General features: G+C 61.3%; 22 protein-coding genes. 4 read left to right on the top strand and 18 right to left on the bottom strand.

The window, feature by feature from the left end; translation table 11 throughout:
* Positions 1 to 4: 4 nt before the first annotated feature.
* Entirely contained in the window at positions 5 to 277 is a 273-nt protein-coding gene (locus tag KKY_RS06780; protein WP_014130575.1) for an FAD assembly factor SdhE, read from the bottom strand.
* Positions 278 to 405: 128 nt separating this feature from the next.
* On the opposite strand from KKY_RS06780, the gene recG reads away from it, so the two are divergent.
* Both recG and mazG read left to right on the top strand, forming a co-directional pair.
* Positions 406 to 2511 (top strand): ATP-dependent DNA helicase RecG, encoded by a 2106-nt coding sequence (recG, locus tag KKY_RS06775; RefSeq protein WP_014130574.1) that lies wholly within the window; start codon positions 406 to 408, stop codon positions 2509 to 2511.
* Between the two features lie 65 nt (positions 2512 to 2576).
* Entirely contained in the window at positions 2577 to 3392 is an 816-nt protein-coding gene (gene mazG, locus KKY_RS06770) for a nucleoside triphosphate pyrophosphohydrolase (RefSeq protein WP_014130573.1), read from the top strand.
* On the opposite strand, the gene hflX is transcribed toward mazG, so the two are convergent.
* The 9 genes from hflX to dusB form a co-directional block, all read right to left on the bottom strand.
* Positions 3384 to 4739: a GTPase HflX gene (gene hflX, locus KKY_RS06765; RefSeq protein WP_014130572.1), complete on the bottom strand. Its 1356-nt coding sequence runs from the start codon at positions 4737 to 4739 to the stop codon at positions 3384 to 3386. The two genes, mazG and hflX, sit on opposite strands and share 9 nt — an antisense overlap.
* A complete protein-coding gene (gene hfq, locus KKY_RS06760) occupies positions 4736 to 4981 on the bottom strand; it encodes an RNA chaperone Hfq (protein WP_014130571.1) in 246 nt (81 codons plus the stop codon). The genes hflX and hfq overlap by 4 nt, the downstream gene beginning before the upstream one ends.
* 157 nt (positions 4982 to 5138) lie before the next feature.
* Positions 5139 to 6572, bottom strand: coding sequence for a potassium transporter TrkG (locus KKY_RS06755; protein WP_158308057.1), 1434 nt, complete (start codon positions 6570 to 6572; stop codon positions 5139 to 5141).
* 21 nt (positions 6573 to 6593) lie between these two features.
* Positions 6594 to 7970, bottom strand: a complete 1377-nt coding sequence (gene trkA / locus KKY_RS06750) for a Trk system potassium transporter TrkA (protein ID WP_014130569.1) — start codon at positions 7968 to 7970, stop codon at positions 6594 to 6596.
* A gap of 55 nt (positions 7971 to 8025) precedes the next feature.
* Positions 8026 to 9402, bottom strand: coding sequence for a nitrogen assimilation response regulator NtrX (ntrX, locus tag KKY_RS06745; protein WP_014130568.1), 1377 nt, complete (start codon positions 9400 to 9402; stop codon positions 8026 to 8028).
* Complete coding sequence (locus KKY_RS06740; protein ID WP_014130567.1) at positions 9403 to 11724, bottom strand: sensor histidine kinase NtrY-like; 2322 nt, start codon at positions 11722 to 11724, stop codon at positions 9403 to 9405. It abuts the gene before it with no gap.
* Between the two features lie 311 nt (positions 11725 to 12035).
* Positions 12036 to 13484, bottom strand: a complete 1449-nt coding sequence (gene ntrC / locus KKY_RS06735; protein ID WP_014130566.1) for a nitrogen regulation protein NR(I) — start codon at positions 13482 to 13484, stop codon at positions 12036 to 12038.
* 4 nt (positions 13485 to 13488) lie between these two features.
* Entirely contained in the window at positions 13489 to 14604 is a 1116-nt protein-coding gene (locus KKY_RS06730) for a two-component system sensor histidine kinase NtrB (protein WP_014130565.1), read from the bottom strand.
* Entirely contained in the window at positions 14601 to 15530 is a 930-nt protein-coding gene (gene dusB / locus KKY_RS06725) for a tRNA dihydrouridine synthase DusB (RefSeq protein WP_050811788.1), read from the bottom strand. The genes KKY_RS06730 and dusB overlap by 4 nt, the downstream gene beginning before the upstream one ends.
* A 255-nt stretch (positions 15531 to 15785) precedes the next feature.
* On the opposite strand from dusB, the gene KKY_RS06720 reads away from it, so the two are divergent.
* Both KKY_RS06720 and KKY_RS06715 read left to right on the top strand, forming a co-directional pair.
* A complete protein-coding gene (locus KKY_RS06720; RefSeq protein ID WP_041528632.1) occupies positions 15786 to 16970 on the top strand; it encodes a bifunctional 2-C-methyl-D-erythritol 4-phosphate cytidylyltransferase/2-C-methyl-D-erythritol 2,4-cyclodiphosphate synthase in 1185 nt (394 codons plus the stop codon).
* Between the two features lie 4 nt (positions 16971 to 16974).
* The gene (locus KKY_RS06715) at positions 16975 to 17466 is read left to right on the top strand and encodes a CinA family protein (RefSeq protein WP_014130562.1); all 492 of its coding nucleotides are present in this window, start codon (positions 16975 to 16977) and stop codon (positions 17464 to 17466) included.
* Here KKY_RS06715 and KKY_RS06710 read toward each other — a convergent pair.
* The 8 genes from KKY_RS06710 to pdhA all read right to left on the bottom strand — a co-directional run bounded on the left by KKY_RS06710 (position 17454) and on the right by pdhA (position 25182).
* Positions 17454 to 17894: a type II toxin-antitoxin system RatA family toxin gene (locus KKY_RS06710; protein ID WP_014130561.1), complete on the bottom strand. Its 441-nt coding sequence runs from the start codon at positions 17892 to 17894 to the stop codon at positions 17454 to 17456. The two genes, KKY_RS06715 and KKY_RS06710, sit on opposite strands and share 13 nt — an antisense overlap.
* Positions 17894 to 18853 carry a lipoyl synthase gene (gene lipA / locus KKY_RS06705; RefSeq protein ID WP_014130560.1) on the bottom strand — a complete coding sequence of 320 codons (960 nt, stop codon included), beginning with the start codon at positions 18851 to 18853 and terminating at the stop codon, positions 17894 to 17896. Before lipA ends, KKY_RS06710 begins: the two co-directional genes overlap by 1 nt.
* 20 nt (positions 18854 to 18873) lie before the next feature.
* Entirely contained in the window at positions 18874 to 19131 is a 258-nt protein-coding gene (locus tag KKY_RS06700) for a hypothetical protein (protein WP_139305007.1), read from the bottom strand.
* A 154-nt stretch (positions 19132 to 19285) separates the two neighbouring features.
* A complete protein-coding gene (lpdA, locus tag KKY_RS06695; RefSeq protein ID WP_014130558.1) occupies positions 19286 to 20725 on the bottom strand; it encodes a dihydrolipoyl dehydrogenase in 1440 nt (479 codons plus the stop codon).
* A 23-nt stretch (positions 20726 to 20748) separates the two neighbouring features.
* Entirely contained in the window at positions 20749 to 21375 is a 627-nt protein-coding gene (locus KKY_RS06690; protein WP_014130557.1) for an SGNH/GDSL hydrolase family protein, read from the bottom strand.
* A gap of 10 nt (positions 21376 to 21385) precedes the next feature.
* Positions 21386 to 22729 (bottom strand): pyruvate dehydrogenase complex dihydrolipoamide acetyltransferase, encoded by a 1344-nt coding sequence (locus KKY_RS06685; protein ID WP_014130556.1) that lies wholly within the window; start codon positions 22727 to 22729, stop codon positions 21386 to 21388.
* A gap of 14 nt (positions 22730 to 22743) precedes the next feature.
* Entirely contained in the window at positions 22744 to 24150 is a 1407-nt protein-coding gene (locus KKY_RS06680; protein WP_014130555.1) for a pyruvate dehydrogenase complex E1 component subunit beta, read from the bottom strand.
* Between the two features lie 24 nt (positions 24151 to 24174).
* Complete coding sequence (pdhA, locus tag KKY_RS06675; protein WP_014130554.1) at positions 24175 to 25182, bottom strand: pyruvate dehydrogenase (acetyl-transferring) E1 component subunit alpha; 1008 nt, start codon at positions 25180 to 25182, stop codon at positions 24175 to 24177.
* Positions 25183 to 25260 lie beyond the last annotated feature (78 nt).

Below are 25260 nucleotides of genomic sequence, written 5' to 3'. Positions count from 1 at the left end.
GAAACTAGTTCTGTGAAATCTTGTGGTTGCGGATCGTGTCGATCAGATCGCGATCGGTGTTATCGGGAATTGCGCTCTGCCCCATGAGCCAGGCCTGGAGATCGGTTTCCTCATGGTCCATCAGAGCTTCGAGCCGGTCGAGCATTTCGGCGTCGAGCGTATCGAGGTGATCGGCGACGAATCCGCCGATCAGGATATCCATTTCCTGGGTGCCCCGGTGCTGGGCGCGATAGAGCGCGCGCTTGCGGCGCATTTCGATGCTTTGGGGGTCGGTCATGGTCCAGACAGGTGCTTAGGGCTTGGGACGGCAGTTATTAGAGACATTTGGTGGCGCTGTCAGCCTTTTGCCGCCGCCCACAAGCATATATTGTTCCGTTTCCGTTCATACTAGCCCAGTTTTGAGTCGTGCCTCGTCCCGATCTGCTGAACCCGCTGTTCAAATCGCTCAAATCGATGAAAGGCGTCGGGCCGCAACTGGGCGCGCTGTTCGCCAAATTCTTCGGCGCGCCCGATGGACAGGACGCGGTGGTGCTCGATGTGCTCATGCATATGCCGTCGGGTGTTATCGACCGGCGGGCGCAGAACGGGGTTGCCTATGCGCCGGTCGGATCGATCGCGACACTGAAACTGCACATCGACGAGCATATCGTGCCGCCGCGCAATAGCCGGGCTCCGTTGCGAATCAAGGCCCATGACGAAACCGGCGAGATCACGCTGAGCTTTTTCGGGGCCAGGGGCGGCTGGGTGGAAAAGCAATTGCCGATCGGCGAAATCCGTTACGTCTCCGGGGAAATCGGTTTTTTCGGTCGCGAAAAGCAGATGACGCATCCCGACTATATCGTCGAGCCCGACAAGCTCGCGAGCCTGCCGATGGTCGAGCCGGTTTATCCGCTAACCCAGGGGCTATCATCGCGCGCGCTGCGCAAGGTGATCGCTTCGGCGCTCGAACTTGTGCCGATCATTCCCGAATGGACAGGCAAGGACCGGCGCACGATCATGAACTGGCCGGGGTTTGCCGAGGCGCTGCACCATATTCATGCGCCGCAGCGGCCGAGCGAGGGGGATATCGTTTCGCCGTCACGCATGCGGCTGGCCTATGACGAATATCTGGCCGGGCAATTGGCGCTGTCGCTGATCCGGGAGACGATGGTCAAATCGTCGGGCATCGCGCGGCAGGTGACGGAAAAAATCACTGAAAAGGTGGAAGCCGCCCTGCCCTTTGCGCTGACGGACGGGCAGCGGCTGGCGATTTCCGATATCCGAGAGGATCTGGAACGGCCGACCCGTATGTCACGGCTTTTGCAGGGCGATGTGGGGTCGGGCAAGACCGTGGTGGCGCTGATGGCCATGGCGATGGTGGCCGAGGATGGCGGGCAATCGGCGCTGATGGCGCCGACCGAACTTCTGGCCAGCCAGCATTTTCGGACACTTCAGCCGCTGGCCGAACAAGCCGGGCTCAAGACCGTGCTGATGACCGGGAAAATGCCCGCCGCGGAAAAGCGGGCGGCGTTGGCCGGGTTGGCCGATGGCTCGATCACCATTGCCGTGGGTACCCATGCCCTGTTCCAGAGCGGGGTGGAGTTTGAAAATCTCGGGCTGACGGTGGTCGATGAACAGCACCGGTTCGGGGTGCATCAGCGATTGGCGCTGTCGGAAAAGGGTCATAAGACCGACCTGCTGGTGATGACGGCGACGCCCATTCCGCGCACGCTGGTGCTGACCCATTTCGGCGACATGGACGTCTCGGTGCTGCGCGAAAAACCGGCTGGGCGGCAGCCGATCGATACGGCAACGCTACCGATTTCCGAATATGAGCGTGTGGTAGGTCGGCTGGCCTCGCGCCTTGCCGAGGGCGCGCAGGCTTATTGGGTGTGCCCCCTGGTCGAGGAAAGCGAAGTGCTCGACGTGGTGGCGGCCGAGGATCGGTTTGCAGAACTCAAGAAAAGCTTTGGCGACCGGGTTGAACTGGTCCACGGACGCATGAGCGCGGCGGCCAAGCAGGAGGCGATGACGCGGTTTGCGTCCGGCGAGGCGCAGATTCTCGTTGCGACCACGGTGATCGAGGTGGGGGTCGATGTTCCGAACGCAACGATCATCATCATCGAGCATGCCGAGCGGTTCGGGCTGGCGCAATTGCATCAGTTGCGCGGCCGCGTGGGGCGCGGTTCGGCGCGCTCGGCCTGTCTTTTGCTCTATTCGGAGCCGTTGAGTGAAACCGCAAAGCAGCGGCTGGAGGCAATCCGCAAGACAGATGACGGTTTCGAGATCGCTGAAAAGGATCTCGAACTGCGCGGCCAGGGCGATTTGCTGGGGACGCGGCAGTCGGGCATGCCGGGTTATCGCATAGCGGTGCCCGACGTTCACCGGCACCTGCTCGAAATGGCTCATGACGATGCGCGAGCCGCGTTGGACCGCAATCCAGGGCTCAAGGGGCCTGAGGGCGAGGCGCTGCGGGCGCTGCTCTACATTTTCCGAAAAGACCTCGCCATTCCGTTGATTAAGGCAGGATGATCGGGTAGCGGCAGGCTGGTTCGCCCGATAGAATTTGCCTTACGACTCTCTTCCAAGGTTCCCCCATGCAGCCCTCCCGCGATATTTCCCGCCTCATCGAGATCATGGCGCGCCTGCGCGACAAGGAGACGGGATGCCCCTGGGATGTCGAACAGGATTTCAGATCGATCCGGCACTATACGATCGAGGAAGCCTATGAGGTGGCGGATGCGATCGAGCGCGAGGATTACGAGGATCTGCGCGACGAGTTGGGCGACCTTTTGCTGCAGCCGATCTATCACGCGCAGATGGCCAAGGAAGAAGGGCTGTTCGAGATCGGCGACGTGATTTACGCGGTCACCGAGAAGCTGATCCGCCGCCATCCGCACGTCTTCGGGCAAGACGAGGCGGGCAATGCAGCGTCGAGCGAGAAGCGCTGGGAGGCGATCAAGGCGGGCGAGCGCGCAAGAAAGGCCGAACGGCGCGGCGGAGAAAAGCCCCCTTCCCTGCTCGATGACGTTCCCGCCGGGTTACCGGCGTTGACGCGGGCGGGCAAGCTCGCCAAGCGCGCGGCACGGGTGGGATTCGACTGGCCGGATACGAAATCGGTCGTCGCCAAGATCGAAGAAGAGCTTGGAGAGGCCCAGGAGGCGCTTGCCGGGGCCGACGAGGCGGCCAAAACCGAGGAAATCGGCGATCTGCTGTTTGCGGTTGCCAATCTTGCCCGCCATGCCGGGATCGATCCTGAGGCGGCGCTGCGAGACGCCAACGCCAAATTCGTCCGCCGCTTCGAGCATGTGGAAGCACGGTGCCGGGAAGATAAGGTGGAAATTTCCGAGGCCGGGCTCGAACGGCTCGATTTCTATTGGAACGAGATCCGCAAGGCCGACAAATCAGCTTGAGCCGTCGAGGCCTGTAATCCTGCCGGCGAATTTTTCCGAAAACTCGGCACGATGCCGGGGCAGAACCCGAACCGTGTAGCGCGTACCTTCATCGTCGGGCTCGCCGCGTTCGACGACTTCGGCGTTGGCGTAAAGCCAGCCGGTTTCAGAACTCGATTCGTGCGGGATCAGGACGCTGAACAGGCGCGAATCCTGGGCAAGCGTCTTTTCGACAGCCAGGAGAAGATCGGGTAGCCCCTGCCCTGTCACCGCAGAGACCGGAATGGCCGCAGCCACTTTTCCGGCCGGCGCAATGCTGGTCAAACCGTCGACGGCGTCTGCTGGGAGATTGTCGATCTTGTTCCAGACCTCGATAATGGGCGTGGCTTCGCCTGTGACGCCGAGCGAGGCCAGAACCGAGAGCACGTCGTTGGCCTGCGCCGGGTGATCGGGGTTGGACACGTCGCGGACGTGCAGGATGACCTGGGCCTGGGTCACTTCCTCGAGCGTACCGCGAAAGGCGGCGACCAGATCGGTGGGCAGGTCGGAAATGAAGCCGACGGTATCGGACAGGATGATGTCGCGGCCATGGGGCAGCGTGGCGCGGCGCACCGTGGTGTCCAACGTCGCGAACAACAGGTTTTCGGCCATGACGCCTGAGCCCGTAATGGCATTAAACAGGCTCGATTTTCCCGCGTTGGTGTAACCAACCAGCGCGACCACGGGGAAAGGCACAGAATCGCGAGGGCCGCGTTGTAGCTGGCGTGTGCGGCGTACCTTATCGAGGCGACGTTCGAGAACGAGGATTCGATCCTGAATCTGGCGACGGTCGGATTCGATCTGTGTTTCGCCCGGGCCGCCGAGAAAGCCGCCGCCGCCGCGCTGGCGCTCGAGGTGGGTCCATGAGCGGACCAAGCGGCCCTTCTGGTAATTGAGGTGGGCGAGTTCGACCTGCAAAACGCCTTCGCGCGTTGCCGCGCGCTCGCCGAAGATTTCGAGAATCAGCGCTGTACGGTCGAGAACCTTTACCCCGATTTCACGCTCGAGATTGCGCTGCTGGATGGGCGAGAGCGGCGCATCGACAACAAGGAGCTCGATGTCCTTTTCCTTGGCCCACTCGGCGAGCTGCTGCACCTGCCCACCGCCAAGATAGGTTGCGGGCTTGATCTCGCGGATTCGAAAGATTTCCGTGAACACAAGGTCGAGCGCAATGGCCGCGGCAAGGCCGATAAATTCGGCATGCCGCGCTTCCGCTGGGCGCGAATAGCGGTTGTGTCTGACGTCGGGTGTGACGAGACCAGTGCGTGTGGGGACTTCGCGAAGGTCCACGAAGCCCTTGCCATCGTCGTCGTCTTCTCTATCGATCAATCGGTATTGCTCTCGGGGTCGAACAGCTGAATGGGTGCGCCCGGCATGATCGTCGAAATTGCGTGCTTATAGACCAGTTGGCTCTGGGCATCGCGACGCAGCAGCAGACAGAAATTGTCGAACCAGGTAATGACGCCCTGAAGCTTGACGCCGTTGACGAGAAAGATCGTCACCGGAACCTTGTTCTTGCGGACGTGATTGAGAAAGGCATCCTGAAGGTTCTGTACCTTTTCACTGGGCATTGTTCGGCCTCTTGTTTGCGTTGGGCACGAGGCACCGGTCAGACGCCCCGACCGACTTCTTGTTTGACAACCAGCTTGGTGCCGCCCTGCCCGTTTGACGCATTGCATGTCAACGACGCAACTATTGCATATCTGTCGGGAGGAGCCTAGAGCGGATTTACCAACGATTTCCCGTGATTGCCGCGAGTACGACGAGGATTTCCATGCGGGCGACGGCCGCGAGAGCGGACATGGTGAGCAGGGTCGAATCGGAAGCGACTCCCTGCGACAGGCCGGGAACCGCCGAGTCGACAAGGTTGCCGACCTGAGAGAAGGCCCCGGCCGCTAGCGCCATGGCCGATGGCAGGGAATGGCCCTGGGCGGCAAAGATCAGCAATGCGATGGTAACGGCCAGCACGCCAAGGAAGAACGTGCTCCAGACCGACTTGGCGATTATGCGCTGCTGAGTATCGTATTGCACGTCGTCGCGCAGGATGGCGCTGGGATAAACGAGCCTGTCGAGTTCGTTGCCAACGTGCTTGAGCATGGTCAGGAGCCGAAAGGCCTTGATGCCGCCTGACGTCGAATAAGAGCAGCCACCGATAAAAACGATGATGAGAATCGCCTCGAACGGAATGGCGATGCCCAATTGCTGGTCGTGGGTCACGCCGGTCGTTGTGGCGATCGAGATCATGTCGAAGACGTAGTTGAAGGCGCTTTCAAATCCTTGCAGTCCCTCGGGTGGGGCAAGGATCGAGGCGAGAACTGCAACGCCGACCAGCAGGGCGATGGCTGTCAGATAGAGCATCCCCTCATCATGTTCACGCGATCCCTCTCCTGAGCGGCCAACGAGCAGGCGGTGCCAGATTATGCTGGTCGCTCCGACGAGCATGAAAATCATCATGATGAATTCGGCCAGCCGGTTGTCCAGAACCGAGGTCGTCGATCCCGGAGGAACGAATCCGTTGGTCGAGAGCATGCTCATGGCCACCACGATGGCATCGTCGGCCGGAACCCGGACGATGATCAGCAGCATGGCGCAAGCTATCGTAAGCGTCAGATAGGGTACGGCGATCGATTGCAGGGTGACGAGGATGCGCGGGTCGTTTTCCGTTCGGGCGTGCTGGACCTGCCGCAGGTTGGCGTTGGGGATGCCACCAACGCGATATGGGCCCAGGACATAGACGGCCAGCGTCAGGGTGGTCAGCCCTCCCACCCAGGCGACGGTGGCGCGGTAGAATATCATCGAGGGGGACATGTCGGCGGGGGGACGCAATGTCGATCCGAGCGTGACGGCAGCGGATGTGGCTTCGAAAATTGCCGGGATGAGCGGCTGGCCCTCGATGAGCACAAACAGGGGCACGGCAGCGGCAATCAGCGAGAGCCAGACGACAATCGCGGCGGTGAATACCCCCGCCCTGTTTAGCGTTCTGGCGCGCCGGCTCAGGGACAGGATGGTGACGGCGGAAAGGAAACCGTAGCCGATACCAACCAGAAAAATCGCCTCGAGCGCGCGCCAGTTGCCTTCGACGAGAGCGACGAACAGCGGCAACACCAATGAGAGGGCGAAAACCCCGAACACACCGGCCGATAAAATTCCGATGGTGGGCAAACCCATCCCCTCTCAGGACACCTAGAAGAAGTCGATGCTGACCCTGAACATCTGCTCGACCTGCCGCAGGCTGGCGGCGAGCGCAAAGACGATCACGAAATCGCCGGCCCGCACGATGGTGTCGCCGGTCGGCATGATAGATTGGCTGCCGCGCACGATGGCGCCGATGCGGATGCCGGGAGGCAGCTTGAATTCGCGCAGCGGCTTTCCCACCAGCGTCGAGGTTTCAAGCGCTTCGGCTTCCAAAATTTCGGCTGCGCCATTGCCGAGTGTATAGACGCCCCGGATGCGGCCGCGCCGAACGTGGCGCAGGACCTTCGAGACGGTAATCGCGCGCGGGTTGATGAAGGCATCGACACCCAGCCGGCGGGCGACGCGGGGGTACTGGCTCTGGTTGACCAGCGCGATATTGGCGTGGCAGCCCATTTCGCTGGCGATGACTGAGGAGAGAATGTTGGTCTTGTCGTCGTTTGTCAGCCCCAGGAACATATGGGCATCGCGGACATCGACCTCGCGCATGATGTCCTCGGCCAGTGCATCGCCGAACACGACGATGGAATGCTTCATGGCCTCGGCGGTCCGCTGGGCGTTCTCGCGGTTGCTCTCGATGATGCGGATGGACACCGTGGGATCGGTTTCCTCGATCCGCCGGGCGACGTAACGACCGACATTGCCGGCGCCGGCAATGACCACGCGGCTGGGTGGAACTTCGTCGCGTCCGAAAAGGCCGAGCACGCGCTGGACCTGATCTCGCGCCACGGCGACGACGGCCTGATCGCCAGCGATCATCTGTTCGTGGGAATGGGTGACCCGCATTTCGCCGTCGCGGCGGACACCCATGACAGTGGCCTGGAGATTGGGAAACAGGTCTGTCAGATGACGCAGCGGGGTGTCGATCACTGCGCAGTCTTCGGTGACGTTGACCTCAATGACCACGACCTGGTCGTCCTCGAACGTCACGATCTCATTGGCGCCGGGATAGGCCATGCGCTGCAAGATGAGTTCGCCTACCTCGACCTCTGGCGAAATGATGACGTCGATTGGCAGGTGATCCCGGGAGAACATGTTGCTCCATTCGGGATCGAGATAGCTTTGCGAGCGGATGCGCGCGATGCGGGTTGGCACCTCAAAGATCGAATGGGCCACCTGGCACGCGGTCATGTTGACTTCATCGACCTGGGTTACCGCGATCAGCATGTCGGCGTCACGTGCCCCGGCCTGGGCCAGGACGTCGGGATGGGAGCCGTGACCGTGCAGGCCGCGCGCGTCGAGCGTGTCCCTGACACGCTGCACCAGGGCCGGATTGTTATCGATGACGGTGATTTCATTGCCTTCGGCCGAAAGCCGCTCGGCGATCCCGTAGCCGACCTGGCCGGCTCCGCAGATAATAACTCTCATTTCAGCGTCCCAGATGGAAGCGACGGCGCATGTGTTAGCACGCCGTCACCTCTCACTAAAGCCCGAGCGACTTGATCTTGCGGTGCAACGCGCTTCGTTCCATGCCCACAAATTCGGCGGTTTTGGAGATGTTGCCGCCGAAACGCTCGATCTGCGCGATGAGATACTGCCGTTCGAAAACCTCGCGTGCGTCGCGCAGGGGCAGACTCATCAGATGCGCCGACGAGTCGGTATCGCCGATGGTGGGCAGAACTTCGGAAATATCGGATGGCAGCATGGAAGCCGTAATCACGCCGTCCAGCGGCTGCTGGTCGCGGACGAGAATGAGCAGGCGCTCGATGGCGTTGCGCAACTGGCGGGCATTGCCTGGCCAGTCCTGGCCCTGAAGCACCGCTATGGCATCGTCGCCGAACAGGAAGCGGGGAAGATTGTGCATGCGCGACAACTGGGCCACGAACAGGTTGACCAGCGAGGGAATGTCCTCGCGGCGCTCCCGAAGCGATGTGAGTTGGAGCGGGACCACCGAAAGGCGATGGAACAGGTCTGTGCGGAACTTTCCTTCCTCGATCAGGGCGGCAACGTTCTGCGAGCTGGAGGAGACGATGCGGACATCCACCGGCACGGGGCCGTGGCCATCGACGCGCGTGAACTTGTTTTCAACCAGGGCTCGTAAAAGCGACGTTTGTGCTTCGATCGGCAGGGAGGCAACTTCGGATAGATAGAGTGTGCCGCCATGGGCGCGCTCCAGAGCGCCCACTTCGGTGCGGAGCCCGTTCTTATCGCGCACTTCGCGTCCGAACAGCACGACAGGAATCTCGTCAGGGGCATAGAGTGAGGCGTTGATTTCGATGAACGGGCCCATGGCGCGAGGGCTCTTGAAGTGCAGCAGGCGTGCGCACATCCCCTTGCCGGTCCCCGCGCCCCCCGAGATGAAGACGCGCGAGCGCGTGCCGGCGGACTTTTCGATCAATGACCGCACCTGGGAAATGGCGCCGGAGACGCCGACCAGTTCGGTCTCGTCGCCGGTCCGCTCCTTGAGATCGGCCACCTCGGTCCTGAGCTTGCTTGCCTCGATGGCGCGCTGGGTAATGAGCAGAAGGCGGTCGATCTTGAAGGGCTTCTCGATATAGTCATATGCGCCGCGCCGGATGGCTGAGACCGCCGTTTCGACGTTGCCATGGCCCGAAATCATGACGACCGGAAGGTCGGGATGATCGGTTTGAAGCACATCGAGCAGTTGCAGGCCTTCGAGACGGGACCCCTGCATCCAGATGTCGAGAAATACCAGATTTGGCCGGCGCTTCGCGATTTCGTTCAACGCGCTATCGGCATCGGATGCCTGCCGCGGTTCATAGCCTTCGTCTTCGAGAATTCCGGCGATCAGTTCGCGGATGTCTTCCTCGTCATCGACAATCAGAATATCACGAGCCATCTACTTAACTGCCATCGCGGATACGCGCGATGTCTCCTCTTGGGTCGTTTTTTCGTTGCTCTGGTCGCCGCCCTGCGGTTCGACCGGCTGTTTTCCACTTTCCTGCAACGGTAGCGTGAAGGCGAAACAGGCGCCGACACGACCGTTGCTATCGGGAGAGGCATCGCGCAGATCGACCCGCCCGCCGTGCTGTTCGATGATCTTTGCGACAATAGCAAGACCAAGTCCGGTGCCCTTTTCCCGAGTTGTCATATAGGGCTCCAGGAGCTGATGACGGTTTTCTTCGGGCCAGCCCTTGCCGTTGTCGCTCACCTCGATGACCGCTTCGTCTCCGCTTGTCGACACCGAAACGACGACTTCGGGGTTCTCTATGCTGTCAAGTCCCACACTTTCAATGGCTTCGACGGCATTCTTTATAAGATTTGTAAGTGCCTGAGAGACCAGTCTCGTGTCAAATTGGGCATAGACCGTCTCCTCGGGCAATTGCGCCTTGATGTTGATTTCAGGCTGCCGGACGCTTTCGAGAAAAACGGCCTGCCGCACCGTATCTGAGAGGTCGGCGCGAACGATGGCCGCCGAGGGCATGCGGGCGAAGGACGAGAACTCGTCGACCATGCGCCCGATATCGCCGACCTGACGCACGATGGTCGAAATGCATTTGTCGAACACATCGAAATCGTCGACGAGCTTGTTGGCATAGCGGCGGCGCAGCCGCTCGGCCGAAAGCTGGATCGGGGTCAGAGGGTTCTTGATTTCGTGGGCGATGCGGCGCGCAACGTCGGCCCAGGCGCTGTTGCGTTGCGCTGCCACCAGTTCGGTGATGTCATCGAGGGTCACCACAAAGCCCTTGGATTCGGTGATTGTGCCCTCGCGGGTAAGCCGGACCTGATAGGTACGACGGTCGAACCCGGTGGAGAGCTGCACCTGATCCTGCACCCTGCCCCGGCGTGCCGACTGCGCGCGCTCGACGGTGGGCGCGAGTTCGGGCGCGATGTGGGCCAGTTCCTGGTTCATCAGGTCCAGTTCTGTCTGGCCGAGCGCGGCACAGGCCCGCGAATTGACGAGTGTGATGCGGCCGAAGGCGTCCAGACCGATAATGCCGGCGGAAACGCCTTCCACCACGGCCACGGCCTCAGTGAATTGGCGGCGCTGGTCGTTGGTGCGGCTGGCGGCGACAAGGGCGGCGCGCTGATTGCGTAGCTGGGCCGTCATCTTGTTGAAGCGTACCGCAAGGTCGTGCAGGTCGCCGCCGCGCTCGGGCACGGGCAATTGAACGTCCAGATCGCCACGTGAGACGCGATTGGAAGCGATCATCAGGTTTCGAATCGGATCGATCAGGCCATTGGCCAGGGCGATGCCGATCCAAAGGGCAGCGAGAAGGAAGACGAATGCCACCCCCACATACATGAGGGCAAAGGTGATCTGGAACACCAGCCGAGAGGAATCGTAGAGCCGGTACTCGGTGATGTTCTCGTCGGTCAGGCGCACATATTCGAGAACTTCGGGGTCGACCGGACGGGCAACGAACAGGAAGAGATCGTCGTAGCCGCGCAGTTTGACGACGGCGCCCACGAGCGAGCTTGTGGAGCCTGGAGCGATCAGCGTGGGAGCCCCCTCGCCTGCCGCTTCGAGCACCGCATCGGGGACGCGGGGAACGGCTCCGGGTATATTGATCTGAGCCCGCATGACCGTTTCGCCGGCCTGATTGACCAGGCTGGTGAAAGGCAGCGAACGGGTTGTTGCCAGTGCCGTAAGGATGCGCTGGAACCGTGGAGCATCGTTGGTGAAACTGTCGCGGGCCGTTTCAAGCTCGCTGGCTACCCATATGGTGTCGTCACGCAGCACTTGGGCGTGTTCGAGCATGTAAGACCGAGCCACGAGACGGGAACTCTCCACCATGGAGCGCATGCGTTCGGAGAACCACTGATCGAGACCCTGATTGAGCGAGAGCGTGGCGACAACGGCAACGATAAAGGCCGGGCCGGCCGCCACGATGGCAAACATGGCGACGATGCGCACCTGCAGGCGCGCGCCCTCCTGCCTGCGGATGCGGGCCTGCACGAGCATAACGAGTTCGGTCAGAACAAGGGCAACCACAAGGGTAATCAGGATCGCGTTCGCGATCCATATCCATGTCCACACGTCAGGACCCGGCTCGATATCGGTCGCACCACTCATGATAAGGAACGAGCCGGTGGCAACGACGACCGAAATCAGGACCACGACGAAGCCGACTTGTCTTAGCAGACGGTTGTCGTTGAACAGCGGGGCCGGCTTGTCCCGGGACTGCGATATCTGCCGGTCGCCGGCGCTAGCCGTCATGCACACCGCCTGCTCTGCCCCACGCGCCGGGCAATGCCATGGCTCCGGGGCCGCTATGGATGGCTGCAATGGGCTGCATTTTGTCGTCCGCTAACGGTTTTGTGCCGAAAGTTTAAGCACAGGCCGAGTCTGGCCCAACTTGGCTCTTGGTTCAAGATCATTGTTGCCAAAATGTGACAGTGTTTGCCCCGTGCCGGTGATGCCGGCTAAAAAGGTCCGGTGGACTTTTTAAGGGGTAAACGCCCGAAGAGCTATGCTCGCAGGGCCGAGCCGATTTTACAGGCTCGGCGATTTGCCCTTCGGGACGGTGCTCACCCCAATTGCCGTGAGTGCTTTACGATTTCGATCCCGTGGCTGCGGATTTTCTTTCGCAGGGTATTGCGATTGAGCCCGAGCAGTTCGGCGGCCTTGATCTGGTTTCCGGCACACAGATTGAGGACTGTCGAAATCAACGGGACTTCGACCCTGTCGATGATGCGCTGATACACCCCGGCGGGCGGCAGGTTGGGCTCGTATTCGCGGAAAAGCTCGGCCAGATCGCTCTCGATCACGGTAACGATATCGGCGGGCCCGGGTTTTGACGAGAAATTGCCCCGATCTGCCAGATTGAGCTCGTTCTGGACGATTTCGAGCGAGATCACCTCATCGACGTATAGCGCAGCCAGGCGCCGGACGAGATTTTCAAGCTCGCGGACGTTTCCGGGCCAGTGATATTGCTGCATGAGCTTGAGCGCGTCCGACGAGAGCACCTTGGGTGCTTCGTTCTCGCGCTGTGCGGCCTTGAGGAAACTGGCGGCGAGGTCCGGCACATCGTCGATGCGTTCGCGCAGCGGCGGCAGACGGATCGGGACGACGTTGAGGCGATAATACAGATCCTCGCGGAACAGCCCCTGCCGGATCAACTGGCTGAGATCGCGGTGTGTCGCCGCAACGATACGCACATCGGTCTTGATGGCCGTGCGACCGCCGACCATGGTGTATTCACCCTCCTGGAGCACACGCAGCAGGCGGGTCTGGGCATCCATGGGCATGTCGCCGATCTCGTCAAGAAACAGCGTGCCGCCTTCGGCCTGCTCGAACCGGCCCGATGAACGCGAGGTGGCGCCGGTGAAGGCGCCTTTTTCGTGCCCGAACAGTTCGGCCTCGATCAGGTCGCGGGGAATGGCGGCCATGTTGATGGCAACGAAGGGTCCGTTCTTGCGCTTGCCGAAATTGTGCAGCGCCTTGGCCACCAGTTCCTTGCCGGTGCCGCTTTCGCCGGTAATCATCACCGTCAAATCGGTCTGCATCAGGCGGGCCAGTGCCCGATAGATGTCCTGCATGGCGGCCGAGCGGCCAACCAGCGGCATGTTTTCGGCCTGCTCTTCCTGGCGGCGGTCGGGCGCCGGGCGTTTGGCTTCGGCAAGGGCGCGGCCGACGACCGCCAGAACCTCAGTGATGTCGAAGGGTTTTGGCAGGTATTCGTAAGCGCCCATCTCGGACGCCCGGATGGCCGTCATGAAGGTGTTCTGCGCGCTCATGACGACGATGGGCAGTTCGGGGCGCAATTTCTTGATCTTGGGCATGACGTCGAAGGCATTGCCATCGGGCATGGAGACGTCGGTGATCAGAATATCACCTTCTCCACGCGTCACCCAGTTCCACATGGTGGAGATGTTGCCGGTTGGCCGGACCTCGTAGCCCGCGCGCGAAAGCGCCTGATTGAGCACCATGCGGATCGCGGCGTCATCGTCTGCGAGTAAAATTGTCTGTCCGGCCATGGTGTCAGTCCTGGTCTTCGGCTTGGCTGATGTCGGTATTGCGGGCGACGGGCAACAGGATGCGGAAGCGCGTGCGTCCCGGTTTGCTGTCGCAGTCTATGACTCCCCCATGATCGCCCACGATTTTTGCAACGAGCGCGAGGCCCAGTCCTGAGCCCGAAAGCTTGGTCGTGACGAACGGATCGAACAGGAACGGCAGGATATCGGACGGCACACCCGGTCCATTGTCCTCGATAACGATTTCGAGCGGCAGGGAGACGCGGTTGCTGTTTCCTGAAACGCTGATGCGAATGCCGGGGCGGAAGGCCGTCAAGATGCGGATTTCCGGTTTACTCGTTCTTTCAAGGGCTTCTGCGGCGTTCTTGATCAGATTGAGGAAAATCTGGATGAGCTGATCGCGGTCGCCGAGCACTGGGGGAAGGCTCGGATCGTAGTCTTCCGAAAAGGTGATGCCCTTGGCGACACCGTTCGAGGCGAGCAGCTTTACCCGTTCGAGAATGACGTGAATGTTGATCGGCGTGCGCTCGACGGGCCGTTCGTCGCCGAACACTTCCATGCGGTCGACGAGATCGACGATCCTGTCGGTTTCGTCGCGAATGAGGCGTGCCAGCGCGCGGTCGTCACCGGTCGCCGATTGTTCGAGCAATTGGGAGGCACCCCGGATACCCGAAAGCGGGTTCTTAATCTCATGGGCCAGCATGGAGGCGAGGCCCGTCACCGACCGCGCCGCGCCGCGCGATACGAGTTGACGGTCGATCTTGTCGGCCATTGTCCGCTCCTGGAAGATGAGCGTGACGTGTCCGGGCATCTCGGGAATGGGGCTGGCATAGACGTCGGCCACCCTGTCCTCGATCACCCGGGCCGTGCCGACCTGGACACGATATTCGATCATCGGGGCGAGGCGGGAGGCGACGCTTTCGATCAAGCCGAGAATTGGTGAGCCGAACGCTATGAAATCCGACAGCTTCTGCCGCGTCAGGATGGACGCGGAGGCGTGAAAAAATGCCTCGGCGGCGTAGTTGGCAAAGGTGATGGAGCCATCCTGCGCGCAGACGATAACCGGCTGAGGCAACGACTGGATTATTGATGTGTGCAGATCGGATTCCATAAGCGCGCTCATGCGGCCTGGCTCCAGGTTTGTTCGAAAAGTTGGGGCATGAGGCGCAGGACAGCGTGCGGGTCGTCTTCGGTCATGATCGGGCGTCGGGCGGCATTGGACAAATTTCCCGCAGCCTCGAGATACCAGCCGATATGCTTGCGGGCCATGCGAACGCCGAGTTCGGTTCCGTATTCGGACAGCATATCCTCGTAGTGCTCGGCGACCAGCCCGACGAGGTCCGCTCCGGTAGGTGCTTCGGGCGTGGGGCGCCCGGCGAGATGCGCGGCCACCTGCCCCACGATCCAGGGCTGCCCCTGTGCCCCCCGACCGATCATGACGGCATCGGCGCCCGATTGGGCCAGCGCGATATCGGCCTCGTGCTGCCCGATGATATCGCCATTGACGACGACGGGAATACCGACGGTCTCGGTGACTGGCCTTACGAGGTGCCAGCGCGCCGTATCCTTGTAGAACTGCTGGCGCGTGCGGCCATGCACGGTAATCATTTTGACACCGGCACCTTCCGCGCGGCGGGCGATGTCGGCGGCGTTGAGGTTGTCGTCGTCCCAGCCAAGCCGCATCTTGACGGTGACCGGCAGGTTGGTGGCGGCAACCACCGCTTCGACGAGCGAAAGCGCTATGTCGGGCACGCGCATCAACGCTGAACCTGCAAAGCCATTGGTGACGCGCTTTGACGGGCAGCCGAAATTGATGTCGATGACGTCGGCCCCGGCCTCTTCGGCAATCTTTGCGCCGCGCACCAGCCAATCGGCCTCGCAGCCGGCAAGCTGGACAATGTGTGGCAGGCCGTGGCTGGGGGCGAGCTTGCGGATCATTTCCTTGTGCCCCGTGACGAGCGCGGCGCTGGCGATCATTTCCGACACGACCAGGCCCGCGCCGAAGCGGGCGGCGAGATCGCGCATCGGGCGGTCGGTGATTCCTGCCATGGGCGCAAGAAATGCGCGATTTGGCAGGCGGATGCCGCCTATGCTTATTTCGGAGGCAGGTTTGGCCAATTTATTGCCTTAAAACTATACAAGGGCTCAAATTTGGTGACAGATTAGTCAAAATTCGATCCCGATCAATGGCTGATGTGGGATCAGTTTGCTAAAGACAGTGGTGCTGACCTTGTTTCGCTCGCCCTGGGGCGTTAATTGCGGATCAAGTTTGCGCAACGCGTCGCCGAGAGCGGGCAAGGTCCCATGAGTGAAGAAAAAACAATCGTTGCGCTGGTCGTCGCGGCGGGGCGCGGTGAACGTGCGGGGCCCGGCGATCTGCCCAAGCAATACCGTCCCGTAGCGGGTATGCCGCTTCTGGCCAGAACGCTCAACGCATTGCTTGCCGTGAAGACGATCAATCGCGTCATACCGGTAATCGGCACCGGACAGGAAGAGATGTTTGCGGCACTGGGGCTTTCTGACGCACGGCTGTCGGCGGCGGTAATTGGCGGCGACACTCGGCAGGTCTCGGCGCTTAAGGGCCTGCAATCGCTGGCGGGCAATCCGCCCGACATCGTCCTCATCCATGATGGGGCCAGGCCGTTCGTCGACGCCGTCTTGATCGACAATGTCGTTGCGGCGCTGGCCGATGCCGATGGCGCACTGCCGGTGACGCTGGTGACCGATACCATCAAGCGATCGGTCGACGGCAAGACCGTGGGCGGCACCGAGGACCGCACCCAGCTTTTTGCAGCGCAGACCCCGCAAGGGTTCCATTTCAATGCAATCTACAACGCCCACAGGCGCGCCATCGAAATGAGCGATGGATTTACCGATGATGCAGCGATCGCCGAATGGGCCGGCTTGAGCGTTGCACTTGCGCAGGGCAATACGCGCAATATCAAGATCACCCTGCCGGGCGATTTCGAGCGGGCGGAACGCATGATGTCTGAAGGACAAGCTATGGAAACACGGGTCGGATCGGGCTACGACGTTCACGCTTTTGCCGAAGGCGATGCCGTCGTTCTGGGCAATATCTCCATTCCGCACACGGCCCGTCTCAAGGGCCATTCAGATGCCGATGTCGTTCTGCATGCCCTTGCCGATGCCATTTACGGCGCGCTGGCCGACGGGGATATCGGCAAGCACTTCCCGCCGAGCGAAATGGAATGGAAGGGCGCGGATTCCTCGATCTTTCTCGAGCACGCCGCCAATCTGGTGCGGAAACGCGGCGGGCGGTTGGTGCATATGGATGCGACGATCATCTGCGAATATCCCAAGATCGGGCCGCATGTGGATGCGATGCGGGCGCGGATTGCGGAGATCGCGGGGGTGAGCGTCGACAGGGTGGCGATCAAGGCGACGACCTCGGAACGGCTTGGCTTTACCGGCCGCCAGGAAGGCATAGCGGCCCAGGCCGTCGCGACCATCGCACTGCCGCGGAGTTAGAGCAATGCTCGACAACGAAACGCTGGCGCTGGCGAAAAAGATCAACGACCGGCTGATCCTGGCCGGCCACATGATGGTGACAGCGGAAAGCTGTACTGGCGGGCTGATTGCGGGCGCTATCACGTCGGTCTCGGGCTCGTCGGCCATGCTCTATGGCGGGTTCGTCACCTATTCCAACGAGGCCAAGAAGGCAATGATCGGCGTGCCCGTGGCTCTGATCGAGCAATACGGGGCGGTATCCGAACCGGTGGCGCGGGCTATGGCCGAGGGCGCCTTGCACAAGGCCGGGGTGGATCTGGCGATTTCGGTGACCGGTATCGCCGGCCCCGGCGGCGGATCGGATGAAAAGCCGATCGGGCTGGTCCATTTCGGGCTGGCAACCCCGGCCAAGACCATTCATCGCGAAGAGCGGTTCGGCGATCTGGGCCGCGACGGCATCCGGCAGGCCACCGTCCGGGTGGCGCTCGAGATGGTGCTGGACGCCTACGCTCCGTAACGGCGACGTGCTTCCGCTATGAACGCGTCCATGATCTCGTCCTGCTTGGCGGCGAAGGCGGGTTCGGCGACCGAGCGGATCAGGGGGTTGGCGATCTTGAAGTCGATGTCGAAGACAATGGCCGTCCCCTGCCCGTCTTCGGTAAACCGCCAGATGCTGTCGAGGTGGCTGAACAGGCCATCGACCGCCTTCGCCCGCAATGTCTTTGCCTCAGGATCGACCACGATCCGGCTGGTGTAGGCCTGGCTGATCGGGCCGAAGCGGATGTGCATCCGGGCGTCGAATTTTTCGTTCGGATTGGCCACATCGCGGCGCACGTCCATGCGCTCGCAATGGGGAATGAACTGGGGATAGGCATCCACGTCCGCCACCAGCGCGAGCATTTGCGCTGCCGAATGCGGCACGTGCCGCTCCAAATGCTTCTGCATCAAGCCAGTCCGAGTTTTTCCTGCCGCGCCTTGCGCAGGGCCGCGAAATCCTCGCCCGCATGGTGCGAGGAGCGGGTGAGCGGGCTGGACGAGACCAGAAGGAAGCCCTTGGTCTTGGCCACCGTGGCAAAGGATTTGAATTCCTCGGGGGTCACGAACCGCTCGACCTTATGGTGCTTGCGGGTCGGCTGGAGATACTGCCCGATGGTGAGGAAATCGACGTTCGCAACGCGCAGATCGTCCATGAGCTGGAGCACTTCGTTACGCTCCTCGCCCAGCCCGACCATGATGCCGGACTTGGTGAACATCTGCGGATCGAGTTCCTTGACCCGCTGCAACAGCCGGATGGAGTGGAAGTAGCGCGCGCCCGGGCGGACCGTGAGGTATTTGGACGGTACGGTTTCAAGATTGTGGTTGAAGACGTCCGGCCGGGCCGCCACGACGATTTCAAGAGCGCCGTCCTTACGAAGGAAGTCGGGCGTCAGAATTTCGATGGTGGTCTTGGGATTGCGGGTGCGTATGGCGAGGATCACGTCGGCGAAATGCTGCGCACCGCCATCGGCAAGGTCGTCGCGATCGACCGAAGTGATGACGACGTGTTCCAGACCGAGCTTTTCGACGGCCTTGGCAACGTTCTCGGGCTCATGGGGATCGAGCGCGGTCGGCAGGCCGGTGCGCACGTTGCAGAAGGCGCAGGCGCGGGTGCAGATCTCGCCCATGATCATCATGGTGGCGTGCTTCTTGCTCCAGCACTCGCCGATATTGGGGCAGCCCGCTTCCTCGCAAACGGTGACGAGATTGTTCTCGCGCACGATCTGCTGGGTTTCGCGATAAACGGCCGAGCCGGGCGCCTTGACGCGAATCCAGTCGGGCTTGCGCAGCATCTCGGTGTCGGGACGCTTTGCCTTTTCAGGGTGTCTTGGTGACTTGGTGCCTACGGTATCGAGAAGAGTGACCATTGTGTCCTTTTCCGAACCCGTCAGGCTGATGTGTCCACCACCCTGACAAAGGTTACGACGAATACGGCCCCAGCGGCTGCCACGCTGAGCTGGCGTATGAGCCAGTTTGCTATCGGTACGTCAATGCCGAAATAGGCAATGGCGAAACTGATCGCGACGGAGCCGGCCACGCCTGCGGCCAGATAACGCCAGATCAAGTTGGTTCCAAACAGAAATGCGCCGATCAGGCCAATAACCAGTCCGACCAGCACCCAGTACATCAAGAGCTCTTGAGCCATGACGAACCCCAATATGGACGGTTTCAGACATCTATCCGCTCCATATTTACCACGGGTGCTTCCCTTCCTGCGGGGACATTGGATGAATTGCTTACCGAATTATCAACCTTGAATTTACTTTATGAACGATCGGGCCGCAAAGCCCTGAGCCATTTCATATGTTGAGTGCCTGACCGTATGCGTCAAGTACGCTCTCCTTCATCGTTTCCGACAGGGTCGGATGTGGGAAGATCGCGTGCATCAGGTCTTCCTCGGTGGTTTCGAGGTTCATTGCCACCACAAAGCCCTGGATCAGCTCGGTCACTTCGGCGCCGACCATATGCGCGCCCAAAAGCTCACCGGTCTTCTTGTCGAAGATGGTCTTGACCAGACCATCGGGCTCGCCCAGCGCAATCGCCTTGCCATTGCCCACGAAGGGGAAACGTCCGACGCGGATGTCGCGCCCGGCTTCCTTGGCTTTCGCTTCGGTCATGCCGACGCTGGCCACCTGCGGTTCGCAATAGGTGCAGCCGGGGATCTTGGACTTGTCGAGACCATGAACCTTCTTGCCGGCGATGGTTTCGACGGCCAGCACGGCCTCATGCTCGGCCTTGTGAGCCAACATGGGGGGGCCGGCCACGTCGCCGATGGCCCAGATGCCTTCGACATTGGTGCGGCCGTGATCGTCAACGACGATGACGCCGCGGTCGATCTTGACCCCGGCCTTTTCCAGCCCGAGATTTTCGGAATTGGCCTGCACGCCGACGGCGGAGATCAGCACCTCGGCCTTGATTTCCTTCTTGTCGCCGTTCTTGAGCTCGACGTGGGCGGTGACGCCGTCCTTGGATTTGTCGACCTTGGAGACCTTGGCGTCGGTCAAAATCTGGATGCCGCGCTTTTCAAAGCGTTTGCGGGCCAGACCGGCGATTTCGGCATCTTCCACCGGCATGATCTGCGGCAGGAGTTCGATGACGGTCACCTCTGCCCCGAGCGAGCGGTAGAAGGACGCGAATTCGATGCCGATGGCTCCCGAGCCCATCACGGCGACCGATTTGGGCATCTTGGCGGGCTTTAAAGCCTCGAAATAGGTCCAGATCTTTTCGCCGTCCGGTTCGATTCCCGGCAGCACGCGTGGGCGCGCGCCGGAGGCGACGATGATGTTTTTTGCCTTGTAGGTCCCCTCGCCCAGCGTCGTCTTGGGCTTTGGATGCTGGGGTTCGACGGCCTTCTTTTTGGTCGCCTCGACCTTGACTTCGCCGGGCTTGGTGATTGTCGCTTCGCCCCAGATGATATCGACCTTGTTCTTTTTCATCAGGAACTGGACGCCGTCATTCATGCGACCGGCGATCCCGCGCGAGCGCTTGACGATGGCCTCGATGTCGAAGCCGAATTTGTCGGCGGTCAGCCCGTAATCCTTGGCGTGATCCATGTGGCCGTAAATTTCCGCCGAACGCAGCAGCGCCTTGGTCGGGATACAGCCCCAGTTCGAGCAGATGCCCGCCATGTGTTCGCGCTCGACGATTGCGGCCTTCAAACCCAGTTGCGACGCGCGGATGGCTGCGATGTAGCCGCCGGGACCGGCACCGATCACGATGATATCGTATTGATCCGCCATGGCTTTCCTCTTGTCCTTATGGGCTAGAGCCCGAGTATCTCTTTGAGAAGCGGCGCCAGTGCGTCGCCGATTGCGCGTGTGTTGGCCGGGTCGAGATGTACGCCGTCCGCCGGATCGGCTTCGGCGACCGTTGCCGCATCGAAGAAATGGCAGCCGAGTTCGTCCGCGACGCGCCGGTAGTGACCGGCCAGTTCGCGGCTCTCTGCGATCGTCTCACTGAACCTGGGATCCAGCGCGGGGCTGGATGGTTCGGTACAATGGGGCGGCGATATCAGAATAAGCTGCGCTGTCGGTGCCTCCGCCCCGACGATTTCTCCCAGCCTCTTGATGCCCCGCGAGGCCCCCAGTGCACTGCCGCAGACAAAGCTCTTCATGTCATTGGTGCCGAGCATGATGGCAACCGCATCGAGCGGAGCATGGCTGTGGATCAGCGTCGGCAGGATGCGGGCGCCATTGCGGTCTGCCGTGGTGGTAAAATCGTCAAAAGCGGTGCTGCGGCCACCCAGCCCCTCTGCAATCACCCGCGCTTTGCCCTCGAGCCCCATTTCGAGCCTGGTTGGCCAACGATCCTCATAGGCATGACGCCCACCCTGCACGACAGGATCGGCGCCATAGGTCAGGCTATCTCCATAGGCGAGAATGGTTTTCATAAGGCGAGCCTTAAGCAAGCATCATGACGGGTGCTTCGATCAGCTTCTTGAATGCCGCGAGGAGTTCAGCCCCGAGGGCTCCATCGACCGAGCGGTGATCGCAAGAGAGCGTCACGGTCATGAAACTGCCGGTCTTGATCTGACCCTTTTCCGCATAGACTCGCTCTTCTCCCGCACCGACGGCAAGGATAGTGCCGTGCGGCGGGTTGATGACGGCGCCGAAATGCTTGATGCCGTACATGCCCAGGTTGGAAACCGCCGACGAGCCCCCCTGATATTCATGGGGCGCGAGCTTTTTGGAACGCGCGCGAGTGGCGAGATCCTTGACCTCCTCGGAAATTTGCCGAAGGCCCTTGGTATCGCAGGACTTCACGACCGGGGTGAACAGCCCGCCCGGCACCGCAACAGCAACGGCGACGTCGGAACGATGATGGTAGAGGATCGAATCGCCGGCCCATGTGGCGTTGGCCTGCGGCACCTGCTGAAGGGCAATGGCCCATGCCTTCATGATGAAATCGTTGACCGAAAGCTTATAGGCCGGCTTGCCATCCTTATCCTTGGTGGCCGAGGCGTTCAGGTCCTCACGCGCCTTCATGAGCGCATCGATGTTGCAATCGAGCGTGAGATAGAAGTGCGGCACCGTCTGCTTGGATTCGGTGAGGCGGGCGGCAACTGTCTTGCGCATGCCGTCATTGGGCACGATGTCGTAGGTGCCCTCCTCGTACATGGCGAGAACCTGGTTCTTGCCCATGCCGGCAGGTAGCGGTGCACCGGCGGCGGGAGCAGCGCCGGGCTTAGCGGAAACGCCGTCCTTTTTGGCCTTCTCGATATCGGCCTTGACCACGCGTCCCTTGGGGCCCGAACCCGAAACGGCGGCGAGATCGATCCCAGCGTCCCTGGCGAGGCGACGGGCCAGTGGCGAGGCGAATACGCGCTTGCCGTCGGCTTTCGGCGCCGGGAGCGGTTCGGGGGTCGGCTTGGCGTCGGAACTGGTCGAGGGTGCCTTCGGTTCGTCTTTAGACTTTTGCTCGGCCTTGGGCTGTTCGGCCTCCGCTTTCGGCGCTTCAGCCTTTGGGGGCGGTGCTGCGTCGCCGATATCGGACGTGCTCTCACCCTCTTCGAGCAGGACGGCGATCACCGCATTGACCTTGACGTTCTCGCTGCCTTCGGAAACCAGGATTTTGCCGATCGTGCCTTCATCGACGGCTTCCACTTCCATAGTGGCCTTGTCGGTCTCGATCTCGGCGATCACGTCACCGGAAGAAACGCTATCGCCTTCCTTGACGTGCCATTTGGCCAGCGTGCCCTCTTCCATGGTGGGCGACAGGGCGGGCATCGTGATGTTGATAGGCATCGCAAGAGCCTCCCTTAGCTGCGGTAGGTGACGGCGTTGACCGCGGCGATGACCTCGTCGACGCTGGGCAGGGCCAGCTTTTCAAGGTTCGCCGCATAGGGCATGGGCACATCCTTGCCGGTCACGCGGGTGACGGGCGCGTCGAGGTAATCGAAGGCGCGCTCCATGAGACGGGCCGAGATTTCCGATCCGATGCCGCCCTGCGGCCAGCCTTCTTCGACGGTCACCACACGTCCGGTCTTTTTGACCGATTCGATCACCGTATCGATGTCGAGCGGGCGCAGGGTGCGCAGGTCGATCAGTTCGACATCGACGCCGGCGTCGACGAGCTTTTCAGTGGCCTGGGTGGCGTAACGCATCCCCATCGAGAAGGAGACGATGGTGACGTCCTTGCCTTTGCGCGCAATGCGCGCCTTGCCGATGGGCAGGACGAAATCGTCCATCTTGGGCACTTCGCCGGTGGTGCCGTAAAGAAGCTCGTTCTCGAGGAAGACAACCGGATTGGGCGAGCGAATGGCAGCCTTGAGAAGGCCCTTGGCGTCGGCCGCGGTGTAGGGCGCGATGACGGTCAGGCCGGGCACGTGGCTGTACCAGGCCGAATAGTCCTGGCTGTGCTGGGCACCGACGCGCGAAGCGACACCATTGGGGCCACGGAACACCATGGGGGCCGTCACCTGCCCGCCCGACATATAGAGCTGCTTGGCGGCCGAATTGATAATCTGGTCGATGGCCTGCATGCCAAAGTTCCAGGTCATGAACTCGATGATGGGCTTGAGCCCCGCAAATGCGGCACCCACGCCAAGACCGGCAAAGCCGTGCTCGGTGATCGGCGTATCGATCACCCGTTCGGCGCCGAATTCCTGGAGCAGGCCCTGGGTCACCTTATAGGCGCCCTGGTACTCAGCCACTTCCTCGCCCATGACGAAGACATCCTTGTCGGCCCGCATCTCTTCGGCCATTGCATCGCGCAGTGCTTCGCGCACAGTGACGGTCACCATCTCGACATCGTCGGGGATGTCGGGATCGTCCTGGGGCTTGAACTGAGGCGCGGCCGGGGCGTCCTTGGCTTTCGTGGTCGGCTCGGATTTTTCGGCGACCTCGGTATCGGGACCGGGCTTTTCGGATTCTTTTGGCTCATCGGCCGAAACTTCGGGGGTGGCGACGTCGCCGGCGCTTTCGCCCTCGCCCAACAGCGCGGCGATCGGGGTATTGACCTTGACGCCTTCGGTGCCTTCGGCGACGAAAATCTTGCCGATCACACCTTCATCGACGGCTTCGACTTCCATGGTCGCCTTGTCGGTTTCGATCTCGGCCAGAACGTCGCCGGGACCGACCTTGTCGCCTTCCTTGACAATCCATTTGGCAAGAGTGCCCTCTTCCATGGTGGGCGAGAGCGCGGGCATAAGAATATCGGTTGGCATATCGTGAGGTCTCCCTGCCGGCGCTTATACTGTGATGTCGGTATAGAGCTCGGACGGATCGGGCTCGGGATCGTTGGTGGCAAAATCGGCGGCTTCGGTGACGATGGCCCGGATATCCTTTTCGATATCCTTGAGTTCGTCCTCGCTGGCAAATTTCTGCTCGATAATGCGCTTTCTGACCTGCTCGATCGGATCGCGCTCGGACCGCATCGTCGTCACCTCGTCCTTGGAGCGATACTTGGCGGGATCGGACATGGAGTGGCCGCGATAGCGGTAAGTGAGCATTTCGAGGATATAGGGCCCCTTGCCGGACCGTGCGTGTTCGATGGCCCGCTCGGCCGCTTCCTTGACCATGCGGACGTCCATGCCGTCGACCTGCTCGCCGGGGATACCGAAGGACACGCCGCGCTGTGAGAGGTCAGTGGTCGAGGCGGACCGTTCGACCGAGGTACCCATGGCGTATTTGTTGTTCTCAATCACATAGACAACAGGCAGCTTCCAGAGCTTGGCCATGTTGAAGCTCTCATAGACCTGGCCCTGATTGGCCGCGCCGTCACCGAAATAGGTGATCGAAACCGACCCGTCGCCGCGATATTTCGAGGCGAAGGCGAGGCCCGTGCCCAGCGATGCCTGCGCACCGACGATGCCGTTGCCGCCATAAAAGCGGTGCTCGTTGGAAAACATGTGCATCGAGCCGCCCTTGCCTTTGGACAACCCGCCCTTGCGGCCGGTCAGCTCGGCCATGACGCCCTTGGGGTCCAGCCCCATGACGAGCATATGGCCGTGGTCGCGATAACCGGTGATCTGGGCGTCTTCGCCCTTCTTGGATGCCATGGTGATGCCGGTGACGACGGCTTCCTGGCCGATATAGAGGTGACAGAACCCGCCGATCAGACCCATACCATACATCTGGCCGGCTTTTTCTTCAAAGCGCCGGATGAGCAGCATTTCGCGGAAAGCGTGGAGTTCCTCGTCCTTGGTGAATTCGGGGGCATTGGATTTGGCCTTGGCGGCCGTCGCTTTACGCGCCATGCGATATCTCCGGAAAGAACCTGATCGCTGCCGCCGCCCGTTGCGGGGCGAGACGGGATGCTGGATGCATTGATGCAC

It is taken from the genome of Pelagibacterium halotolerans B2 (assembly GCF_000230555.1).
In the GTDB taxonomy this organism is placed as follows: domain Bacteria; phylum Pseudomonadota; class Alphaproteobacteria; order Rhizobiales; family Devosiaceae; genus Pelagibacterium; species Pelagibacterium halotolerans.
Note: the sequence above shows the minus strand (reverse complement) of the source record. Positions and strands in the feature narration are given on the sequence as shown.